The organism is Ruegeria sp. N10 (assembly GCF_056531545.1).
The window spans coordinates 44297-65014 of sequence record NZ_JBQFLY010000015.1 but is presented as its reverse complement, the minus strand read 5'-3'; the positions used below and the strand labels follow the sequence as shown (position 1 = coordinate 65014).

22 protein-coding genes and 1 tRNA gene are annotated in these 20718 nt (G+C 59.5%); 7 read left to right on the top strand and 16 right to left on the bottom strand.

All coding sequences use genetic code 11. The annotated features are described in order from the left end of the window. The first annotated feature begins 73 nt into the window (after positions 1-73). Genes iolC through ACR0JI_RS17565 form a run of 3 tightly spaced genes read left to right on the top strand, consistent with a single transcriptional unit; the run spans position 74 to position 2736 of the window. Positions 74-1054: a 5-dehydro-2-deoxygluconokinase gene (gene iolC / locus ACR0JI_RS17575; RefSeq protein WP_480475290.1), complete on the top strand. Its 981-nt coding sequence runs from the start codon at positions 74-76 to the stop codon at positions 1052-1054. 9 nt (positions 1055-1063) lie between these two features. Further along, a complete protein-coding gene (locus ACR0JI_RS17570; protein ID WP_480475288.1) occupies positions 1064-1900 on the top strand; it encodes a 5-deoxy-glucuronate isomerase in 837 nt (278 codons plus the stop codon). Beyond that, entirely contained in the window at positions 1897-2736 is an 840-nt protein-coding gene (locus ACR0JI_RS17565) for a class II fructose-bisphosphate aldolase (protein WP_480475286.1), read from the top strand. The genes ACR0JI_RS17570 and ACR0JI_RS17565 overlap by 4 nt, the downstream gene beginning before the upstream one ends. A gap of 15 nt (positions 2737-2751) precedes the next feature. Here the strand turns inward: ACR0JI_RS17565 and ACR0JI_RS17560 are convergent, their stop codons facing one another. The 12 genes from ACR0JI_RS17560 to ACR0JI_RS17505 form a co-directional block, all read right to left on the bottom strand. Beyond that, the gene (locus ACR0JI_RS17560; RefSeq protein ID WP_480495533.1) at positions 2752-3510 is read right to left on the bottom strand and encodes an SDR family NAD(P)-dependent oxidoreductase; all 759 of its coding nucleotides are present in this window, start codon (positions 3508-3510) and stop codon (positions 2752-2754) included. Further along, positions 3507-4313 (bottom strand): 5-deoxy-glucuronate isomerase, encoded by an 807-nt coding sequence (gene iolB / locus ACR0JI_RS17555; RefSeq protein WP_480495531.1) that lies wholly within the window; start codon positions 4311-4313, stop codon positions 3507-3509. Before iolB ends, ACR0JI_RS17560 begins: the two co-directional genes overlap by 4 nt. Before the next feature lie 48 nt (positions 4314-4361). Continuing rightward, positions 4362-5543, bottom strand: a complete 1182-nt coding sequence (locus ACR0JI_RS17550; RefSeq protein WP_480495529.1) for a phytanoyl-CoA dioxygenase family protein — start codon at positions 5541-5543, stop codon at positions 4362-4364. Between the two features lie 47 nt (positions 5544-5590). Continuing rightward, on the bottom strand, positions 5591-6490 hold the full coding sequence (gene iolE / locus ACR0JI_RS17545; protein WP_480495527.1) for a myo-inosose-2 dehydratase: 900 nt from the start codon (positions 6488-6490) through the stop codon (positions 5591-5593). Then, positions 6487-8319 (bottom strand): 3D-(3,5/4)-trihydroxycyclohexane-1,2-dione acylhydrolase (decyclizing), encoded by a 1833-nt coding sequence (gene iolD / locus ACR0JI_RS17540; RefSeq protein WP_480495525.1) that lies wholly within the window; start codon positions 8317-8319, stop codon positions 6487-6489. The genes iolE and iolD overlap by 4 nt, the downstream gene beginning before the upstream one ends. Before the next feature lie 151 nt (positions 8320-8470). Further along, positions 8471-9292: an ATP-binding cassette domain-containing protein gene (locus ACR0JI_RS17535; RefSeq protein ID WP_480475274.1), complete on the bottom strand. Its 822-nt coding sequence runs from the start codon at positions 9290-9292 to the stop codon at positions 8471-8473. A gap of 1 nt (position 9293) precedes the next feature. Continuing rightward, on the bottom strand, positions 9294-10400 hold the full coding sequence (locus ACR0JI_RS17530) for an ABC transporter permease (protein WP_480495523.1): 1107 nt from the start codon (positions 10398-10400) through the stop codon (positions 9294-9296). Between the two features lie 68 nt (positions 10401-10468). Further along, complete coding sequence (locus ACR0JI_RS17525; protein WP_267364100.1) at positions 10469-11389, bottom strand: sugar ABC transporter substrate-binding protein; 921 nt, start codon at positions 11387-11389, stop codon at positions 10469-10471. Between the two features lie 124 nt (positions 11390-11513). Continuing rightward, positions 11514-12527, bottom strand: coding sequence for an inositol 2-dehydrogenase (gene iolG, locus ACR0JI_RS17520; RefSeq protein ID WP_480495521.1), 1014 nt, complete (start codon positions 12525-12527; stop codon positions 11514-11516). A 388-nt stretch (positions 12528-12915) separates the two neighbouring features. Next, a tRNA-Arg gene (locus tag ACR0JI_RS17515) sits at positions 12916-12992 on the bottom strand. Between the two features lie 21 nt (positions 12993-13013). Continuing rightward, positions 13014-13490, bottom strand: coding sequence for a GNAT family N-acetyltransferase (locus ACR0JI_RS17510; protein WP_480495519.1), 477 nt, complete (start codon positions 13488-13490; stop codon positions 13014-13016). Continuing rightward, complete coding sequence (locus tag ACR0JI_RS17505; protein ID WP_209507877.1) at positions 13491-13802, bottom strand: ETC complex I subunit; 312 nt, start codon at positions 13800-13802, stop codon at positions 13491-13493. It lies immediately after the preceding gene. A 270-nt stretch (positions 13803-14072) separates the two neighbouring features. Here ACR0JI_RS17505 and uvrB point away from each other — a divergent pair, with 270 nt between their 5' ends. Then, a complete protein-coding gene (uvrB, locus tag ACR0JI_RS17500; protein ID WP_480483291.1) occupies positions 14073-16259 on the top strand; it encodes an excinuclease ABC subunit UvrB in 2187 nt (728 codons plus the stop codon). Between the two features lie 79 nt (positions 16260-16338). Further along, positions 16339-16989, top strand: a complete 651-nt coding sequence (locus ACR0JI_RS17495) for a hypothetical protein (RefSeq protein WP_480495517.1) — start codon at positions 16339-16341, stop codon at positions 16987-16989. Positions 16990-17167: 178 nt separating this feature from the next. On the opposite strand, the gene ACR0JI_RS17490 is transcribed toward ACR0JI_RS17495, so the two are convergent. After that, positions 17168-17458: an antibiotic biosynthesis monooxygenase family protein gene (locus ACR0JI_RS17490; protein ID WP_209507883.1), complete on the bottom strand. Its 291-nt coding sequence runs from the start codon at positions 17456-17458 to the stop codon at positions 17168-17170. Positions 17459-17714: 256 nt separating this feature from the next. Here ACR0JI_RS17490 and ACR0JI_RS17485 point away from each other — a divergent pair, with 256 nt between their 5' ends. Together ACR0JI_RS17485 and ACR0JI_RS17480 are read left to right on the top strand one after the other, a co-directional pair. Then, the gene (locus ACR0JI_RS17485) at positions 17715-18506 is read left to right on the top strand and encodes a formate/nitrite transporter family protein (RefSeq protein WP_480495515.1); all 792 of its coding nucleotides are present in this window, start codon (positions 17715-17717) and stop codon (positions 18504-18506) included. 110 nt (positions 18507-18616) lie between these two features. Next, positions 18617-19324, top strand: coding sequence for an ORF6N domain-containing protein (locus ACR0JI_RS17480; RefSeq protein WP_480495513.1), 708 nt, complete (start codon positions 18617-18619; stop codon positions 19322-19324). A gap of 15 nt (positions 19325-19339) precedes the next feature. Here ACR0JI_RS17480 and ACR0JI_RS17475 read toward each other — a convergent pair whose 3' ends face one another. The 3 genes from ACR0JI_RS17475 to ACR0JI_RS17465 all read right to left on the bottom strand — a co-directional run bounded on the left by ACR0JI_RS17475 (position 19340) and on the right by ACR0JI_RS17465 (position 20699). Further along, on the bottom strand, positions 19340-19768 hold the full coding sequence (locus tag ACR0JI_RS17475; protein WP_480495511.1) for an excalibur calcium-binding domain-containing protein: 429 nt from the start codon (positions 19766-19768) through the stop codon (positions 19340-19342). A 132-nt stretch (positions 19769-19900) separates the two neighbouring features. Beyond that, positions 19901-20308 carry a universal stress protein gene (locus tag ACR0JI_RS17470; RefSeq protein WP_480495509.1) on the bottom strand — a complete coding sequence of 136 codons (408 nt, stop codon included), beginning with the start codon at positions 20306-20308 and terminating at the stop codon, positions 19901-19903. Between the two features lie 64 nt (positions 20309-20372). After that, complete coding sequence (locus ACR0JI_RS17465) at positions 20373-20699, bottom strand: antibiotic biosynthesis monooxygenase family protein (protein ID WP_209507893.1); 327 nt, start codon at positions 20697-20699, stop codon at positions 20373-20375. Positions 20700-20718: the final 19 nt, after the last annotated feature.

Genomic DNA, 20718 nt, shown 5'->3' with positions numbered 1-20718 from the left:
AAAATCAGTATCGTGTGAATCGATTCAACGCAAGGTCCAAACTTTGCCCACCCACTTTGCCGGAGGACATGACGTGAGCGCTTTGATAGACGGTATCAAAGGAAACCGCTTTGCCGTTCTGGGGCGTGCGGGTATGGACCTTTACGCAGACCCGGTCGGTGTCAAAAGCGAAGATGCCGATACGTTCCATGCCGATCTTGGCGGCTCGTCCGCGAATATCTGTGCCGGTCTGGTCAAGCTGGGCAGCCAGGCATCCTTGATCACCTCCATCTCGGACGATGCAATTGGTCGGTTCTGCCTCAACCGGTTGCAACATTACGGGGTAGATACCTCTTATATCCGCGTGTTGGGGGGCGAGTATCGCACCTCTCTGGCCCTGTATGAAAGCCGGACCGAGAACTTTCAGAATGTCATCTACCGAAACGGTGCGATCGATTTTCAGGTTACTGACGCGGATGTGGACAGGGTTGATTATTCGTCCTTCTCGGCCTTGATTTCGGCTGGCACCGTCTTTGCGTCCGAACCCTCGCGCAGCGCCACGTTCCGAGGGTTTGAAAACGCGCGCAAGGCTGGTCTTCCGATCATTTTCGATGTTGATTACCGCCCCTACAGCTGGCCTTCGCCGGAAATTGCCGCTGACGTTCTGTCCCGCGCGGGCGAAGCCAGTGACCTGATTGTCGGCAATGATGAAGAGTTCGGCTTCATGGCCGGAGGTCTGGAAAAGGGCTTTGCCAAGGCACAGGACCTTGCCAAGAAACCGGGCCGGGTTGTCATTTACAAGATGGGCGAAAAAGGCGCTGTGACGCTGGCGGATGGGCAAGAAATCAAAACCGGGATCTACCCAGTGGACGCTATCAAGCCCGTCGGGGCTGGTGACAGTTTCATGGCAGGGCTTCTGGCTTCGATCGCGGCGGGGCACTCGCTGAAAGACTCGGTGATGCGCGGTTCCGCCTGCGCATCCATTGTCGTATCCAAACCCGGCTGCGCCCCCGCTATGCCCACGACCCCCGAACTGAACGCGTTCCTCGCCTCTCACCCCGGCCCGACCACATAGGAGTATCCCATGCATATCGCGCCCTATGACAATCAGAACAAGCCCATCGTTGACGCCGGCGATCCGACCGTTCCGCTGAACTATTTCAACATCGTCAAACTGAAAAAAGGCGAGGCGTTCGAATACCGGGTGCCGGGCTACGAGACCTGCATCGTCCCTGCAACCGGCAGCGTCGATGTGGATGTCGAAGGCGTTTCCTTCCCCAGGCTGGGCAACCGGGGCGAAGATGTCTGGGATGGCGAGCCCGAGGGCGTCTACGTACCCGTCGGCGCAAAGGTGCAGATGGTCTGCCTTTCTGACGCGACCGAGGTGTTCATTGCCGGTGCGAAATATGACAAGGTGCTGGACCCGTTCGATGTGCGCGAACACGACCTTGTGCAATATGGCAGCGACGACACCAAAACCCACCGCAAGATCAAACACATCCTTGGCCAAAAGCAACACGACAAGGTCGGTCGCCTGCTGGTCAGCGAGCTGTTCACCGTCGGTCAGGGCGGCTGGTCGGGCTTTCCCAGCCACAAGCATGACACCAACCGCCTGCCGGACGAAACCCGCCACGATGAGACCTATAATTTCCGGTTCAAGCCCAACTGGGGCTCGGGCCTTCAGATGTTGCAGCGCGAAGATAACCAGCCGGGTGACGCCTATCACATCGTGGATGGATCGACCGTTTGCATCGACAAGGGCTATCACCCCTGCTGCGTTTTGCCGGGGTACGAGATGTATTATTTCACCATTCTCGGCGGCCTGACCCAGCGTTCTCTGGTGCAGTATTTCCAGCCCACACATGCCTATCAGATCGAAACCATTCCCGGCATCAAAGACATGATTGCGAAATTCAAATGACCCTCGTCACGCTGAAAGACGTCCTGCAACCCGCTTATGAACAGGGCTATGCCGTAGGCGGGCTGGTCACACTCGGCTGGGAAGATATGCGCGCCTATGTGGCCGCGGCCGAGGCCGAGAATGCGCCCGTGATCCTGCAAGCCGGACCCAGCTGCCGCGACCACACTCCGCTGCCTGTACTGGGCAAGATGTTCCGGCATCTCGCCGAAAACGCTTCGGTTCCGGTCGTTGCGCATCTGGATCACGGCTATACGTTCGAAGACTGCAAGATCGCGCTCGACAGCGGTTTTACGTCCCTGATGTTCGACGGATCGCGCAAGCCCCTGCGGCAAAACATCGATGAAACCGCCGCAATTGCCGAGATGGCCCATGCGGCAGGGATTTCCTGCGAAGGCGAGATTGGTTTTGTCGGGTACTCGGGCGGTGAAGGATCAAACGGCACCGACCCGGCAGAAGCCGCCCAGTTCGCACGTGAAAGCGGTGTGGATGCGATGGCGATATCGGTCGGCAACGTCCACCTGCAACAAAACAAGGAAGGCGGTCTGGACGAAGCCCGCATTGCCGAGATCGACGCCATGACCACAGTGCCTCTGGTTATTCATGGCGGGTCGGGCGTGCCGGTAGATCAGCGCATGAAGCTGTCCCGCGAAACCTCGATCTGCAAATTCAACATCGGAACCGAGCTGCGCATGGCCTTCGGCAATGCCCTGCGAGACGCTGTCAATCGCGATCCCGAACGATTTGACCGCGTGACCATCCTGAAAGAAACCCACGATCCGGTCGAAGCCGCCGCGCGGATGGTCATCCGTACCTTTGGCGCGCCGCCGCAACGTTGACGCGCGCTTTCGTCCTCAGATCGAACCCCCCTCGACCATGAAGTTGCCCGCGCTGCACATGGCGGCGTCGTCCGAGGCCAGAAACAGCACCATGCGCGCGACATAGACAGGCTCAATCGGATCGGGCAGGCATTGGCGGTCGACCTGTTTGGCCAGCGCCTCGGGCGTGACCCAGAGGTTCTTCTGGCGCTCGGTCATGATCCAGCCCGGCACCACCGTGTTCACACGAATGCGGTGATCGCCCAATTCGCGCGCCATGGTGCGGGTCAGGCCATGCACCGCCGATTTGGCGGTGGCATAGGCCGGAAAACCTGCCCCGGCCTCCCACCACGAATTCGATCCGATATTGACGATCGAACCTGCGCCCTTGGCGATCATACCCGGGGCCACAGCCTGAATGGCAAAGAACATATGGCGGATATTGGTCGCCATCCGCTCATCCCAATAGTCCGGCGTCACCTTGCGCCAGTCGTGGCGGTCATCCTGGGCGGCGTTGTTGACCAGCACATCCGCCTCGCCCAACTCCTCGACCAGTTGCTCCAGCGCGGCCCGCATCCCTTCAATATCGCGCAGGTCACATTGCGCAAAGGCGTGTTCACCGTCCAGGTCCGCCAGCAGAGCATGGCCCGCATCCGCATTGATATCCAGAAACCCGACCTTCGCCCCTTGCGCGGCAAAGGCGCGAACGGTTTTCGCACCAATTCCCCCGGCCCCGCCGGTGATGACAACCGTTTTGCCCGCAAGGCTTGGGTAATTGGCGAAGTCTTGGCTCATCCGTCACGCTCCATGATCCATTCGACCTCGGGGGCCAGGGCAAACCGCCATTTGCGCAGGGGGCCCGCCATGACGTTCAGGTAATACATCTCAAACCCATAGGGCGCGCCACAAGGGTGATGGCCGCGCGGAACAGTCACAACATCGCCATCGGAGACAGCCATCGTCTCATCCAACTGGCCATCATCGGTATAGACCCGCTGAATTCCGAACCCGTTGGCCGGGTTGAGGCGGTGATAATACGTCTCTTCCAGATAGGTGATGCGGGGAAAATCATCCTCATCATGTCGATGACTGGGGTAAGAGGACCAGTGCCCATTGGGCGTAAAGACCTCGGTCACCAGCAGACTGTCGGCATAATCCTCGTTCTCCATCGCGATATTGTTGATGTATCGCGTATTCACACCCTTGCCGCGTTCGGTCAGGGTGATGCCATCCGGCCCGATCCGGCGCGCTTTGTGGCCGCCCTTGCCCGGGGCCGAGCAGACCGCCACAACACAATCGGTTTCCGCCACAGCCTCCCACTCGGTTCCGTTGGGCAGATACAGGCTATGCGGCGGTGTCTTTTCGAACACGTTCATCCGACCGCCCAACACGCCCCAGTCCTGCCCAGCCCCGGTGATCCGCGCCTTTCCTTCGACCATCACCAGAATGACTTCGCGGTCTCCTGTCGCCTCGGCCACCCTGTCGCCGGCTTGCAGATGATACAGCCCAAAACCCACATATCGCCATCCGGCACTGTCCGGGGTGATGTCATGTACCTTGCCACGGGTTCCAATAGGCTTCTTCAGCAGATCTGCCATTCTTGTTCTCCTTATTGGGCGGGCCTAAACGGCCCGCCTGTATTGCCCTCAGGCCACTTGCCGTGCTTGCAGGGCCAAAAGCGCGGCAGACAGCTGAGCCTCGGCCCACCCTTCCGACACGGCCCGGTGCAATATGCCGGCCTGGCTTTCAGGCGCATTGCCACCAATCGGCGGGTCGGTGTCCAGATTGGTCGGGAACGGATAGCCCTCAGCCGTTGCAGCAATCGCCGCATTCAGCTCTGCCGCACTCAGCGCCCCGCGTTGTTTCAGGGCGACCAGCGACGGAAACACCGCCTGCGACATGGACTGCCGGTCAACCATCTCCATCGCGCGGCCAAAAGCGGATGAGACCTGCAACAGGTTCGCCATCCGCTGAATATCCGTACTGCTGTTTTCCCCGGCAGCGTGGAACAGCGCCGGGTTGAAGAACACCGCATCCCCCTTCGCAAGGGGCAACTGAATGTAGTTCTCTTCGAAAAACGCCCGGTGTGCCGCATCGTGAAAGGCCAGATATCCCGGCGCATAAAGCTGCGAAAACGGCAGCAGTTTGGTTGGGCCGCTTTCCACGGGCATGTCACAATGCGCAACCGCGCCTTGCAAGGTCAGCGAAGCCGTCACCAGATGGGCATGGGCCGGATACCGGGCGGCGCTGTCGGCGGTTTGAAAGCCCAGATGATAATCCCGATGCGCCTGCTGTGCCTTGCCGCCGGGGCGCACCTGATTGATTTGCGCGGTCATTTGATAGTTCGGCCCCAGCCACGCCTCGCAAGCCGCTGCAATGGCCACATTCCCGAAATAGAGCGCAAAGCCCTCGGGATCGCGCAAGCACTGTTTCTGCAATGCGTTCCATATCCGGTCATTCGCGCCCGAGGCCGCGAAGTGGTCGCCTTCCCCCGCCCCGCCCTGACGTTCTTCCTCGATGATCTGATGGAACACAGCGGTCGCCCGGTCGATCACGGACGTATCCGCAAATGCGCCTTTTAGAACGATCACGCCCGCCGACTTGTCCAGCACATACGCCCATTCCGCCAGCAGCGCTTTTCTTTGATCTGCCTTCTCCAGCGCTGGGCGCAGCGCACGCATATCATAGATCGGAACGTTCTTTTGCACCGATGCGGCGTGAGGCACCGCACCGGCTGTCAGGTTTTGCGAGGTCAACACCTTGAATTCATCCAGATCGCAGGATTCCCGGTCAAAATAGCCGACATATCCAAGGTCTTGATGTACCATGACAAACTCCTCTTTCATGGCTTCGGTGTTGCCCCGAGGGGCGGTGATTAAACGGTGATCTCCAACCCTGCCTTGCCGCAAACCTCGACGATGTGGTCATAGCCCAGCTTGGAGTACTCATAGGGCGGCGCCTTGGCGGGGTCCTGCTCTGCCTCGACCACGATCCAGCCGGTGTAATCCATTGCTTTCAACGCGTTGGCTACGGCCTGAAAGTCGATGCACCCATCACCCGGCACGGTGAACGCGCCGGCGATCACCGCATCCAGAAAGCTGCGATTGTTCTCGCGCGTGTCCTGCACGATGTCCGGGCGGATGTCCTTGAAGTGGACGTGGTGCACCCGGTCGCCCCAACGGTTCAGCGTGGCCATCACGTCGCCGCCACCAAACAGCAGATGACCCGTATCGAAACACAGCTTCAATTCGGGGCCGGAACCCTCCATCAGCCAGTTCACCTCATCTTCGCTTTCGATGATCGTGCCCATGTGATGGTGATAGGCCATCGGCATACCCTGATCTGCCATCCATTTGGCAAGCTCGGTCAGCTTGCCCGCATAGGCCAGAACCTCGTCTTTGGACAGCTTCGGGCGGTCATTGACCGGCGTTCCGATCTGCCCCTGAACGGTATTGGAACATTCGGCATAGACGATGCAGGGGCTGTTCAGTGCAACAAATTGTTCCACCTGCTCGCGCACGATGGCGACCTCGGCCTCAAGGTCATTGACCAGAGTACTGCCCGAACACCAACCGCCACACAGCGCGATGTCGTTTGCGTCCAGATAGGCGCGCAACCCTTCGGTGTCGCCGGGCATCCGCTGGCCCCGTTCAACACCGGTATAGCCGATCTCGCGCGCTTCTTTCAGCGCCTGCTCCATCGTGTAGGCTGCGGTCAGGTCCGGCAGATCGTCATTCTGCCAGGCAATCGGAGAGATACCGATCTTCACGCTCATTTCGTGTTTCTTTCCTTGATGGCGACCTCATAGGCCGCACGTTTTTCGTTTACTTCCGGACGGATGCTGACCTCGGGCACCGCCACTTCCCACCACGTTCCGCCATATTCGGTCGATGGGTAGGGATCGGTGTCGATCACCACCACATAGGGGCCTTTGATGTCACTTCGCTTGGCCAGTGCCTCCTCAAGCTCGGTGATCGAGCTGACCTTGAGCGCGGTCGCCCCCATGGCTTCGGCATGTTTGGCAAAGTCGATCACCGAATTTTCGCCGCCGACCGCGTGATCCAGCAGGTTGTTAAACTCGGCCCCGCCGGTTCCCATCTGCAAACGGTTGATGCAGCCAAAGCCGCGATTGTCGGTGACCACAACGGTGAACGAAATCCCCATCATCGCCGCCGTCGCCATTTCCGAGTTCGCCATCATGTAAGTGCCGTCGCCGGTAAAGCAGATCACGTCGCGGTCGGGCTGGGCCATCTTGATGCCCATCGCACCGGCGACCTCATACCCCATGCAGCTGAAGCCATATTCCATATGATAGGCACCGGGGCGCGGTGCCTTCCACAGCTTGTGCAACTCACCCGGCATCGTGCCCGCGGCACACATGGCAACGGTGTTTTCATTGGCCACCCGCTGCACGGCACCAATCACCTGCATATCCGTGGGCAGCGCATTGCTGTCTGCGGGCGCGTCGGTCAATGCGTCGACCTTGGCAAACCATTCGGGTTTCAGCGTTGCAGGCATATCAGGCGCGCGGTAACCGCCCAACGCGTCGCTCAGGTCACCCAGCCCAACGCGGGCGTCAGCCTGCAGCGGCATCGCGCCGTGCTTTGCCGCGTCATAGGCGGCTGTGTTCAGGCTGATCAACTCCCGCTCGGGGTTTGCGAACAATCCCCAGGACCCGGTGGTGAAATCCTGAAAGCGGGTGCCGACGCCCAGCACCAGATCAGCCTCGGCGCAGATATCATTGGCAGGCTCACCGCCTGTGACGCCAATCGGACCAAGGTTCAGGGGGTGATCCCAGGCCAGCGCGGACTTACCGGCCTGCGTCTCGGCCACCGGCACGTTGTGCGCTTCGGCAAAGCGCTGCAACGCGGCGGTCGCATCCGAATAATGCACTCCGCCCCCGGCCACGATCACAGGGCGCTTGGCTGCCTTAATCGCGGCCACGGCCCGTGTCAGTTCACCCTCATCCGGACGAATTCGGCGCTGATACCAGACGCGCGGCTCAAAAAAGCTTTCGGGATAGTCATAAGCCTCGGCCTGCACATCCTGACAAAAGGCCAGCGTCACCGGACCGCAATCCGCCGGGTCCGTCATCGTGCGGAAGGCGCGCGGCAGCGCCGTCAACAGGTGCTCCGGCCGGGTGATGCGGTCGAAATAGCGGCTGACCGGTCTGAAACAGTCATTCGCACTGATGGTTCCGTCCGAGAACACTTCGGGTTGCTGCAAAACCGGGTCGGGACCACGCGTGGCGAACACGTCACCGGGCAGCAACAAAACCGGCAGGCGGTTCACATGGGCCAGCGCCGCAGCGGTAACCATGTTGGTGGCCCCCGGCCCGATGGACGAAGTGACCGCCATCGCCCGCCTGCGCCCCAACTGCTTGGCATAGGCAATCGCGCAATGCGCCATGGTCTGCTCATTATGACCGCGATAGGTGGGCAGGCTGTCTTTCACACCGTGCAACGCCTCGCCCAGACCAGCCACATTGCCATGGCCGAAAATCGCCCAGACACCTGCGATAAAGGGCTCTCCGCCCTCGTTCATCTGCGCGCCCAGATAGCGCACCAGAGCCTGCGCCGCGGTCAGTCGGACTGTCTTGCTCATCATGATCCCTTTCAACTCAGCTCCGCCTTTGGCGGCCTGCGGGTTTTCTCATTTGCGAAGGTGCCAGCTTTTGTATCAAAGCCTGAAAAAAGTGGGGCGTCACGTGCCACGGCCCGATGGATGCCCCATTGGGGCATCCAAGTTCTGTACTTTAAACCGTACCGCCCAGCGATCCTTCTAGCTCGGCCATTTCCTGACCGCCTGCCATCAGGTCCTGCAACTGCTCTGGCGTGATCTCGCCACGCGTTGCTGTGCCCAGCGTCTTGCCCCGGTTCAAAACGGTGAACCTGTCACCCACCGCCAGCGCGTGACGCACGTTGTGGCTGATGAAAACCACGCCGACGCCCTGACTGCGCACCTTGTCGATGGTGGCCAGAACGTTCGAAGTCTGGCGCACACCAAGGGCCGAGGTCGGCTCGTCCAAGATCAGGATCTTGGCACCAAAATACACGGCGCGGGCAATGGCAACGGTCTGCCGTTCCCCCCCAGACAAGGTGCCAACAGCCTGATCCGGCCCGCGCAGGTTGATGCCCATCTTGCGCATCTCTTCCATGCAGACCTCATTCGCGTGTTCAACATCGAACCGTTTCAGCAGACCCTTACCCTTGGTCGGCTCGCGCCCCATGAAAAAGTTGCGCGTGACGCTCATCAGCGGGATCATCGCCAGATCCTGAAACACGGTCGCAATGCCTGCCTCCATCGCATCCCGCGGAGTGTCAAAATGCAGCGGTTTGCCCTCGAAAAAGATCTCGCCCTTGGTGGGTTTATGTACCCCGGACATGGTCTTGATGAAGGTCGACTTGCCCGCGCCGTTATCGCCCAGCAGGCAGTGGCATTCACCCGGTTTGACGTCGAAACTGACGCCCGCCAATGCGATGATGTTGCCAAAGTGCTTCTCGATATCCTTCATTTCCACGATGGGGGCCTGATCGCCTGCCGCATCGCCATGGTGGAACTTGGTATCTTCGGTCATATCAGCGCTCCCCGGTTACGCGTTTGCGGATCGCGTTGTTGAACAGAACGGCAATCAGCAGCATCGCGCCCAGGAACACCTGGAACCAGTCCTGATCGAAATCCGTATAGGTCAGTCCGATGACAACCATGCCAAAGATGATCGAACCAAAGAACGCCCCGATGGCCGAGCCATATCCGCCCGTCAGCAGACAGCCCCCGATCACGGCAGCGATGATCGCCTCGAATTCTTTCTGGAAACCACGCCGTGCGTCGGTCGAGCCCGCGTCGATCACCGTAATGATGGCCACCAATGCAGCGCAACAGGCGGTCAGCATGAACAGAGACACCTTGATCTTGCTCACGGGAACACCGGAATTCGATGCCGCAGTGCTGTCACCGCCCGCCGCGAAAATCCAGTTCCCCGCCGGGGTTCGCAGCAACACATAGGTGGCGGCCAATGCCAGCACGATGAACCACAGGATTTCGACCGGAACGCCGGGCACCTTGGGTGCTCCGCTTTTGAAGGTGTCAATCATGCCGTTGGCCGCCAGCCAGGTAAACAAGCTGCCAAAGGCTTCGCCCGAAAAGAACGGTGCCAGCCAGTCGTTTTCAACCACGTCACGCACACCGCGCAACTGGGTCGACCCTCCGGTCGCCGCTTTGAGGCCAACAAGGGACAAGCCACGCAGAATGAACAGGAAAGCCAGCGTCACGATAAAGGACGGCAGGCCAGATCTTATGACGATATTGCCGTTCACTGCTCCGACGAATGCCGCGAATACAAATGTCATGGGGATCGCAATGATCAGTGGCAGATGCCATGTCACCACGCAGACGCCGAAGAACAGGCCCGCAAACGCCACCATCGATCCGATGGACAGATCAAACTCACCACCGATCATCAGAAGGGCCGCACCGATTGCTAGAATGCCCAGCTGTGCCGCAGGTGTCATGAAATTCATGACCCCGGCCAGGGTAAACATCGAATCGTCTGCTGTGATGGCAAAGAAGATGACCACCAGAACGACACCGGCCATCGCACCGAGTTCGGGCCGTTTCATGAGCTTGGTCATGAAAGGTTCTTTCTTGACCCTTTCGTCCCCGGCGATTTGCGCTGAGTCACTCATCGTTTCCTCCCACTTGGGTGGGAGCGGCGCCACCGCGCCGCCCCGTTTAGTTCAGGTTGCGGTATGGATCAGCGGATGCCCTGCGCGGACAGCTCGATCACCTGCGCGGCCTTGTCCTGAGTGATCAGGTTCGGACCCGAAGGAACGTTGCCACCGGGCATCAGGCCGTATTTGGCGTGCAGGCCCATGAAGTTCACCGACAGGTACCCTTGCAGATACTGCTGCTGGTCAATGGCAAAGGCCGCGTCGCCATCCGCAATCGATTGCAGGAAGTTGGCCGACAGGTCGAAGGATGCAACGTTCACATCACGGCCCGACGCTTTGACAGCGGCAACAGTCGGCTCACCGGCCGAGCTTGCACCCAGCGCCATAACCGTATCGACGGCTTCGTTAGCAGCAAGAGCAGCCGAGACCTTCGACTCGATTTCCGACGGATCGTTCGAGGTCGGCAGAACTTCGACATTACCGCCAAAGCCTTCCGCGAAACCTGCGCAACGCAGGTCCAGCGCAACGTTGCCCACTTCGTGGTTCACACAGATCGCGGTTTTGCCCCCCATCGAAGCCAGTTGTTCACCCGCAGCTTTCCCGGCGTCAAACTCGTCCTGACCCACGTGCAGCAACGCACCCAGCTGTTTCGACACATCCGACCCCGAGTTGATCGAGATCACCGGGATGCCTGCGGCAACGGCACGTTCGATTGACGGGCCAAGCGCATCCGCATCCGGGATCGAAACGATCAGGCCATCAGGTTCCTGGTTCACCGCAGCGTCGATCAGCTGCGACATGGCCACCATGTCGAAGGTTTCCGGTGCGCGGTATTCCACATTCACACCGACATCCTTGCCAGCCTGTTCAACACCGTTCTTCACGACGTTCCAGAATGCGTCATTGGCCTGGCCATGCGATACGACCACGATGTCCTGCGCAAGAGCGGGTGTAGCCAGGGCCAGTGCCCCCGCGGCAAGTGCACCTTTAACGAATTTCTTCATTTCAGTTTCCTCCCATTGGTTCAGTCTGATCTTCTGTTGGGGTACCGGCCCCAATCATCCGGCTGTGCCGAATCTCAGTGGCTGCGGCTCAGGGCCGAGCTGTCGTTAGTTTGAAGAATTTTGGTCATTTTGCAACCGGTTTCAAAATTTCCTCCATCCGGACGGGCATTCCCGTCTGCGCTGACAGGGTCGCGGCCTCGGCCATCGCCAGCGCCGCCACACCATCCTGCAACGTGACGGGAACGTCGGAACCGCCGCCGACAGCATCAACAAATGCGGCCCATTCCACGCGGTAGGCCGGCATGTAGCGTTCCAGAAAGAAATAAGTCGGCTTCGCGCCCACAACGCCATTTGCCGTCGATTTCACGACGGTGTTTTCCAGCATGTTATGCGCCTGCAACAACCCTTCCGAACCCAACAATTCGACCCGCTGATCATACCCATAGGCCGCCCGGCGCGAGTTCTTGATGACCGCAATCCGGCCGTCTGCGTAAGTCATTGTGACCACAGCCGTGTCCACATCGCCTGCCGCGCCGATCTCTGCATCCACAAGCGACGATCCCACCGCTGTGACGGTCTGGGGCACATCCCCCATCAGAAAGTTCGCCATGTCGAAATCGTGGATCATCATGTCCCGAAACAGTCCACCGGACACTTTTACATAGGCGACCGGTGGCGGGGCCGGGTCAAATGACGTGATCGACAACAGTTCGGCCTTGCCGATTTCACCTGCGTCCAAACCGGCCTTTAAAGCCGCAAAATTAGGATCGAACCGCCGGTTAAACCCGATCATGACAGGTTTGCCGCGCCCCGCGACGGCTGTCAGACAGTCCTGTGCCCTCTGAAGGCTCAGATCGACGGGCTTTTCGCACAGAACGGCTTTGCCAGCGCCCGTGGCCGCCTCGATCAGGTCGGAATGCGTATCCGTCGGCGTTGCAATCAGAACCGCGTCAATCTCGGGATCAGCGATAATTTCTTCTGAACTGCGTGCCTCGGCCCCATATTCATCCGCGAGGCTGTTCGCCGCCTCGGGCAGCGCATCGGATATCGCACACAGCCTGCTCCCCGGATGGGAAGATATGGCCTGCGCATGAACGCGCCCAATACGCCCGGCACCCAGCAATCCGACCCTCAACATGCAGCTCTCCCGAATCTTGTTGTTGTGCGTAACAATGATTTTCTTTGCAACCGGTTGCAATATATTTTTTGCATCACCCCCGGATTTGCCAGCGGCTTCTACAGCCTCAACACGAATACCGCGCAAAAAACCGGTCTGATCTCAACAGGATTGCACTGCCTGACACGCATATTTCCGCGCAAATACCAACCTACGGGAATCCCCCAATATCGCCGCACGGTGAATCACGTTAGATTGTACGTAAGGAACACATACTACCACTCTGTGACCCCCTTAGAGGGGCTGGCATGACCCCCTCGTCCAGCCCCTCATACCACACCAAACAGCCACAAGATCACGACGCGCCGACCAAAGCAGGCACTTGTCCGGAATTGATCTGGTTTGCAAATGGCGATCCCTGAAGGACTCGAACCCTCAACCTGCTGATTAGAAGTCAGCTGCTCTATCCAGTTGAGCTAAGGGACCGCTGCGCCCTTCTTGCGGTTTTTACCCGCGGGGTTCAAGAGGCAAGCGCATGAATGCGCTGTTGGGATCGTCAACATACCCAAAGATAGGCCCGCAATAGGAATATCCCAGCGACTCATACAACTTGCGGGCGGCATCATATTCGCGAAGATGGCTCGCCCCGGTCTCAAGAACCAATGCCGCACACCCCTCTGCGCCAGCCTGTTCAGCCAGATGCACCATCAGAACGCGCGCCAGCCCGCGCCCTCTTGCCTGCGCCAGAATATGCACCGATTTCACTTCGGCGGTTCCATCGGGCAGCGCCTTCAGCGCACCGCACCCCAATGGCTGCTGTCCGTCAAAAATGGCCCAGAACCGCACCCCCCGCCCGGCCAATGCTTCGGCGTCCATCGTGTGGTTGCTATCCGCAGGTCCCGCAGTTTCGCCATGGGCAAAATGCGCCTCCACTATCGGGCGCAATACGTCCGATGTCGGGTCAGCCTCGCGGATTTCGATCATTCAGTGCGTCCAGGGGCCACGCCGGTCGGTTGCGAAATTCTCGCCATAGCCCCGCGCGCGCAGATTGGGCTTGCGCTTGTGCGGCTCGCTGACCTGCGCATCGATACCGTGGGCCTTGGCATAATCCAGCGCCTCTTCCCGCGTGTCGAACTTCAGGCGTACCTGAGCCTGCGTGTCACTGGACGACGTCCAGCCCATCAGCGGATCAACCTCGCGCGCCGAGGCCGGGGCGTATTCCAGAACCCATTTGCGGGTCTTGGCCATCCCCGAGGTCATCGCATTTCTTGCGGGCTGGTAGATCCGTGCGCGCATGTCGCCTCTCCGTACTCACTTGGCTGAGCCCGTTTATGCGTCAGAGCGCGCCCGGGGGCAAGATTGCAATTGTCGCGGCCCTCGCCTGCGAACTCATGCCAGAAACTGTCATCAGGTCGGAATAGGGTCTCGCCAAACAAACCCAAGAACATCACACCGTCTCACCCGTCGCACGGCCTCAGACCGCATAGCGGGCAATGAATCCGGATCGGCCCTTGCAGTTGGACAAAATAAGAACAAATGTAAGGGCCTGACGCCTGGAGCCTACCAATGCCTTACGCCCATTCCGACAAGACCCAACTGACCACCGAAGACGTGCGCGCGCGTCTGAAACTGGAAGGCGGCAAGCAATTCGTGATGCATACCGAATTCAATCCGGCGGGCGATCAGCCCACGGCGATCAAGGAACTGGCGGGCGGCGTGCTGGACGGGGAACGCGATCAGGTGCTGCTGGGCGCGACCGGGACGGGCAAGACCTTCACCATGGCCAAGGTGATTGAAGAAACCCAGCGTCCGGCCATCATCCTCGCCCCCAACAAGACATTGGCGGCGCAGCTATATGGTGAGTTCAAGGGCTTCTTCCCCGAAAACTCGGTGGAATATTTCGTGTCCTATTACGACTATTACCAACCCGAAGCCTATGTGCCGCGCTCTGACACCTACATAGAAAAAGAATCCCAGATCAACGAACAGATCGACCGGATGCGCCACTCGGCCACGCGGGCGTTGCTGGAACGCGATGACGTGATCATCGTCGCCTCGGTCAGCTGCATCTACGGTATCGGCTCGGTCGAAACCTACGGGGCGATGACGCAGGATCTGAAGGTCGGTCACGAATACGACCAGCGGCAGGTGATGGCCGATCTGGTGGCCCAGCAATACCGCCGTAACGATCAGGGGTTTCAGCGCGGCTCGTTCCGGGTGCGGGGCGACAGTTTGGAAATCTGGCCCGCCCACCTCGAAGACCGCGCCTGGAAACTGTCCTTCTTCGGCGAGGAACTGGAACAGGTCACCGAATTCGACCCGCTGACCGGTGAAAAGACCGACACGATGGACCATATCCGGGTCTATGCGAATTCCCACTATGTGACGCCGAAACCGACGATGCAACAGGCGATCATCGGGATCAAAAAAGAACTGCGGATGCGCCTCGACCAGCTGGTCGGCGAAGGCAAACTGCTCGAGGCGCAGCGGCTGGAACAGCGCACCAATTTCGATCTGGAAATGCTCGAGGCCACCGGCGTCTGCAACGGGATCGAGAACTATTCGCGCTATCTGACCGGCCGCGCACCGGGCGAGCCGCCCCCGACCCTGTTCGAATTCATCCCCGACAACGCCATCGTCTTTGCCGACGAATCCCATGTCAGCGTGCCGCAGATCGGCGGCATGTACCGGGGCGACTATCGGCGCAAGTTCACGCTGGCCGAACACGGGTTCCGCCTGCCGTCCTGCATGGACAACCGGCCTTTGAAGTTCGAGGAATGGGATGCCATGCGCCCGCAATCCGTCTTCGTCTCGGCCACCCCCGCCGCGTGGGAGCTCGACCAGACCGGCGGCGTATTCACCGAACAGGTGATCCGCCCCACCGGCCTGCTGGACCCGCAGGTAGAAATCCGCCCCGTGTCGATGCAGGTCGACGACCTGCTGGACGAGGTGCGCAAGGTCGCCGCCGATGGCTATCGCACATTGGTCACGACGCTGACCAAACGCATGGCCGAGGATCTGACCGAATACCTGCACGAACAGGGTATCAAGGTGCGCTACATGCATTCCGATATCGACACGCTGGAACGGATCGAGATTTTGCGCGACCTGCGTCTGGGCGCGTTCGACGTGCTGGTCGGCATCAACCTGCTGCGTGAAGGGCTCGACATTCCCGAATGTGGGCTGGTCGCCATTCTGGACGCCGACAAGGAAGGCTTTCTGCGGTCCGAGACCTCGCTGGTCCAGACCATCGGCCGCGCCGCGCGCAACGCCGATGGCCGGGTGATCATGTATGCCGACAAGATCACCGGTTCGATGGAACGCGCGCTGGCCGAAACCGACCGCCGCCGCGCCAAGCAGATGGCCTATAACGAGGAACACGGCATCACGCCCGCGACCGTGAAAAAGAATGTCGAGGATGTTCTGGCCGGGCTTTATGAGGGCGACGTGGACATGAACCGCGTCACCGCCACCATCGACAAACCGATGCACGGTGCCAATCTCGAGGCGCACCTGAACGGGCTGCGCGACCAGATGCGCAAAGCCGCCGAGAACCTGGAATTCGAAGAGGCCGCTAACATCCGCGATGAAATCAAACGCCTGGAAGCGGTCGATCTGGCCATCGCCGACGACCCCATGGCCCGCCAATGGGCGGTCGAGAAAGCCTCGGAAGATGCCGTGAAATCGCGTGGGCGGTCTACGGCTGGACGGCCGGGGCAAAGGGGTGGGAATGTTAAGCGGCGGAAGAGGTAGGTTAAAACGCAACTGACGGTTGCAATTTGCCTCAAAGCAGGAAATCTATCTTCTTAGACAATCGGTTTAGGAAAGTTTTTTGATCACGCTTCTTATTGTAGTTGGACTGCTCGGAACAATTTCACTCCTAGCAATGGTTTGGGTATGGGTAAGTGTGCTCGCAGGATGGCGCGAAGCGTCGCCCGGCAGAAGTATATCAATGCTATGGTTCGTGCTCCTTTTGATGATCATCTGGGGACTTGGAGTAGATTCGAGCTTTAGCGGCTTACGAATGCTGGCGCTCGCTGTATGGCCCGCCTCAATCCTATTTTTACTGGGAGATGCTTTAACCGCGAGACTTTTTGTTTTTTTCTTTGCGGCGTTGATTTTACTGTTTTTGGTGGCCGCAGCCGCTGCGATCATGCCGGGCAAGGCAAAAATACCGACTATTATTGTTGGCGCAATGCTTACAGTGATAGGTCCGGTCGCGTTGCAAAGCCTGCAAGTGCAATGGCAAATGAAAAGATACGCGAAAGCATCCGAGTTACGCATCATAGAACGTTCGTCTTTGTTCAAGTCCATTCGAGAACGCTCCGACGGTTACCAGTCCCCACATGGCGTCGCGTGTAACAGCGAGAATTGGCCGTTTCTTTGGAGTTATCGGCACAGAGACTGGATCGCAATGCCGTCCAACACCCGTTACGGCGGTGATACTAAGGAAAGAGTTATGAGCGTTTGCCTGAGTAGGTAAGTCACATCCCACACTCCACCCTTGCAGCCCAGCGCGCACTGCTCCACGTTTGAATTCACAAATTGTGTTTCCAAGCGGTTGCCATGACGAACCCGAACACCCTGGCCAGACCACATGAGGTCCAAATCGCTGTTCTCTCCAAATAAAAGAAAGGGCGGGTCTATCCCCGCCCTAACCGCTACCCCTTATCCCAATGGGCAATCACGTCGTACCCAACCGGCGTCGGTGGGCCTTCCATGAATTCGGCGAAATGGCCCCACAACTCGGCCACTTTGGGTGCGTTTGCGTTCGAGGTCGCCTCGCTTTCGACCACCGAGATCACATAGCCTGAACCATCCTCGTTCATCACGTTGGTAAAGCTGTGCATGCCGGGCATACCCATGATGTCGGATTTCAATTCATTCATCTTCGCCGTCGCCGCCTCGCGCGTACCGGGCTTCATTTTGTATTGGGTAATTCGTGCAAACATCACTTTCCTCCGTCGTCTGGCGAAATTGCCATGTAACACGGCCGGAACGGCCCCGCCGCGCGCACCCTAGCACGACAACCCGAAATCTCGCATTGATACCGGCGATTTGCGCCGATTTTCAACCATACACCGCACTGCATCCGGGCGGCTGTCCCTTCAGGGTTGCAGCCTCGCCCCCAGTGCGGTTGTTTTTGCACCGATGGATGCTTGATCCCAATCAATGTCGAAACGCGAATGCGTCGGCAAAGTGGGTCCCATGCAAACACAGAACCCAACCGGAATTGACGCCTACAAACCCGCCCAGATCGCCGAGCTGGTTGAAACCGCTGGTGTTGCCAAGGCACATCTCACGGTCAGCCAGACACTGACTCTGGCGATACTCGCGGGCGTGTTCATCGGCTTCGGCGGGGCCGCCTATACCATGGTCATGACCGGCGTTGACCCGGGGTTTGGACCAGCCCGGTTTCTGGGTGGCGTCGTGTTCTCGCTGGGCCTGATCCTTGTGATCGTCGGCGGGGCCGAGCTGTTCACCGGAAATGCCCTGATGACCATCGCGGCGGTGGACCGGAAAATCTCGCCGCGCGCCCTGCTGCGCAACTGGGGCCTCGTGTATCTCGGGAATTTGGCCGGGGCCATCGCGCTGGCTCTGGCCTTCGCTGCAACCGGTTTGCTGGACGGGCCCATGGGGGCCACCGCATCAGCAATCGCAAATGGCAAGGCCGACCTCTCGGCCACCCAAGCCTTTACGCGCGGCGTTCTGTGCAACGCGCTGGTCTGCCTTGCTGTCTGGCTGAGCTTCGCGGCCAGATCGGTGGTGGGCAAGGTCATGGCGGTACTCTGGCCCATTGCAGCGTTTGTCCTGTTGGGGCTCGAGCATTCCGTCGCCAATATGTACCTGCTGCCGCAAGGCGCGCTTGCGGGTGCCGACCTCGGTTTTGGCGCGGCCATGGGTAACCTGTTCTGGGTCACGATCGGCAATATTGTCGGCGGCGCAGGCGGCGTCGCGCTTGCCTATCGCTTTGCCTATCTGCGCAATACGCCCGGCTGAGCACGCGGTTTATCAGGTTTAGGGCAGGGATATCCCCACACTCCACCCTTGCACCCCGCCCCACCCTCCTCCACGTTTGAAATCACAAATTGTGATTCCAAACGGCTGCCATGACGAACCCGAAAAACCTGCCCAGCGCGCATGAGGTACAAAACGCCATTCACAGGGTGCGCGGCACCCGTGTGGTGCTGGCCGAGGATCTGGCGCAGTTCTACGGAAAATCCGTCAGTGCCTTCAATCAGGCCGTCTCGCGAAACACCGACCTGTTCGAAGGCTACCGCTTTCAGCTGACCGATGCCGAGGTTGCCGATTTGCAATCACAGAATGTGATATCAAAACCCAAAGGCCGCGGCGGGCGGAGGGTCAATCCGTGGGTCTATACCGATTACGGCGTGGCCATCGCCTCGGCCCTGTTCAAGGATCCGCGCGCGATCAAGATCACGCGGATGATCACCGAAGCCTTTGTCGATGGCGCGAACGCCCTGGCCGAGGTTCCACGCAACCTGCCGGAAATCCTGCCCCCCGAACAGACCCCCGCCCCGCTGCTGCCCAATGGCGACCAACTGCGCGAACTGGCCGAAAACATCCTCGATTCCGGCCAGCAGAGCCTTGTCGATTACATCGCCAACCCCACCACCAAACGCCAACAGGCCGTGGCGGTGATCATGAAGACGCTGGCCGAAACCGCCGGGGAAGAGGTCCGCACCCAACAGGAACGCCTGCGCCTGCGTATCGCCGAACGGCTGGCCACCGGCGATTATGCCAGTGACGACGACCGCAAAGGGTTGTTGGAACTGCTACAGGCGATGAAAGGCTAGACCCTTCCCCCGAATTCAGGGGCGCACGAATTTGGCGCTTCCCACCGACCGTTCGCGCGGCTTCGGCTGGTCCTGTGCCTGCACGGTGGTCGCGCGTGGCAGCTCCAGCTCGGCATACCCGCAGGCCACCCCGTCACCATCCGGGTCGTTGCGCTCATGATAGCCCGGCTGCCCTGCGCGGAATGGCCCGATCCCCATGGCCTGTGTCGCATCACATCCCGCCAGCGCGATCAGGTGGATCACCGCCTCGTCCCGCTCATAGCCCGAGGTGCGCAGAAAGACGCCCGTGGCAATCAGCGCGGTCGTCAGCGGCAGCAGCAGAACCATGATCAGTATCCGCAGCGGGGACAGCGCCTGCCGCCGCGCCGCCTCGGCGCGCAGATGCCGTTTGGCCGAGCGCGGGTTCAGATCAGGTGCTTCCTGCGTTAGTTTCTTGAACAACATGCCCCGACCCATAAGGGCAATATGTGGCAAAGCCGAGGCAACGCAGTTCCACCGGGTTCAAAAAATCTGGCCCGGCCCAAAACCACCGCCCGCACAGGCACAATTTTGCTTACTGCCAGTGATGTCCGGCCGTCACCGAACCACATGCACCGCACAAGGGGCGTGGCGCACAATATGGGACGCAGTGGACCCCAACAGCAGATCCTGCATCCCCGGCCGGTGCGAGGCCACGATGATCAGGTCCGGGTGATGTGCCTCGGCCCAGTCCAGAATGGTCCGGCCGGAATGCCCTTCGACCACCACGCCCGTTGCATTCGGCAATTGCGACGCCAGCGTATCCAGCTCTGACTGAATCGCCTTTCGGGCCTCGGTCAGATATTCCGCCGGCATGTACGAGATTGCATAATTCGGAATATGCTCAACCACATGCAGCAATGTGACCTGCGCGTCCGGCGTGGCCAGAACCCGGGCCAGTTTCAACGGTCCGGACGTGTCTCTTTCAGCATCGAAAGAGATCGGAACGAGAATGTTGTGATACATAGCATGCGCCTCCGTTTTGCAGGCTTACTTTGAAACAGACATGTACGGCAGGCTTTGATTCAGGTCAGGTAGAGCCAAATGTCTCTGCAACGTCATACATGACCGGCTCAAAGCTCTTGCACAGCTCGTTGATCTTGCGGTTGCGGTCGCGCATCTCGGGGGTCCGCAGCATGGCCAGGAAATCCTCGCGACGTTGCCATTGCGAATAGTTGGCAATCCGGGTTTGCGCATCATTCACATGAAGCCCCGCAGAAACAAAGCCGGGCTGCTTCGAGATGAACTCGGAATAGGCGTCGGTCAGCGCCTCCAAAAGGTCCTGACAGGTGCCGGGCGTCATTTCAAACGTGGTGATAACTGTCTGAACACTGGCGTTTTTGGCGATTTTCGGCATCGGGATTCTCCATTTCTTT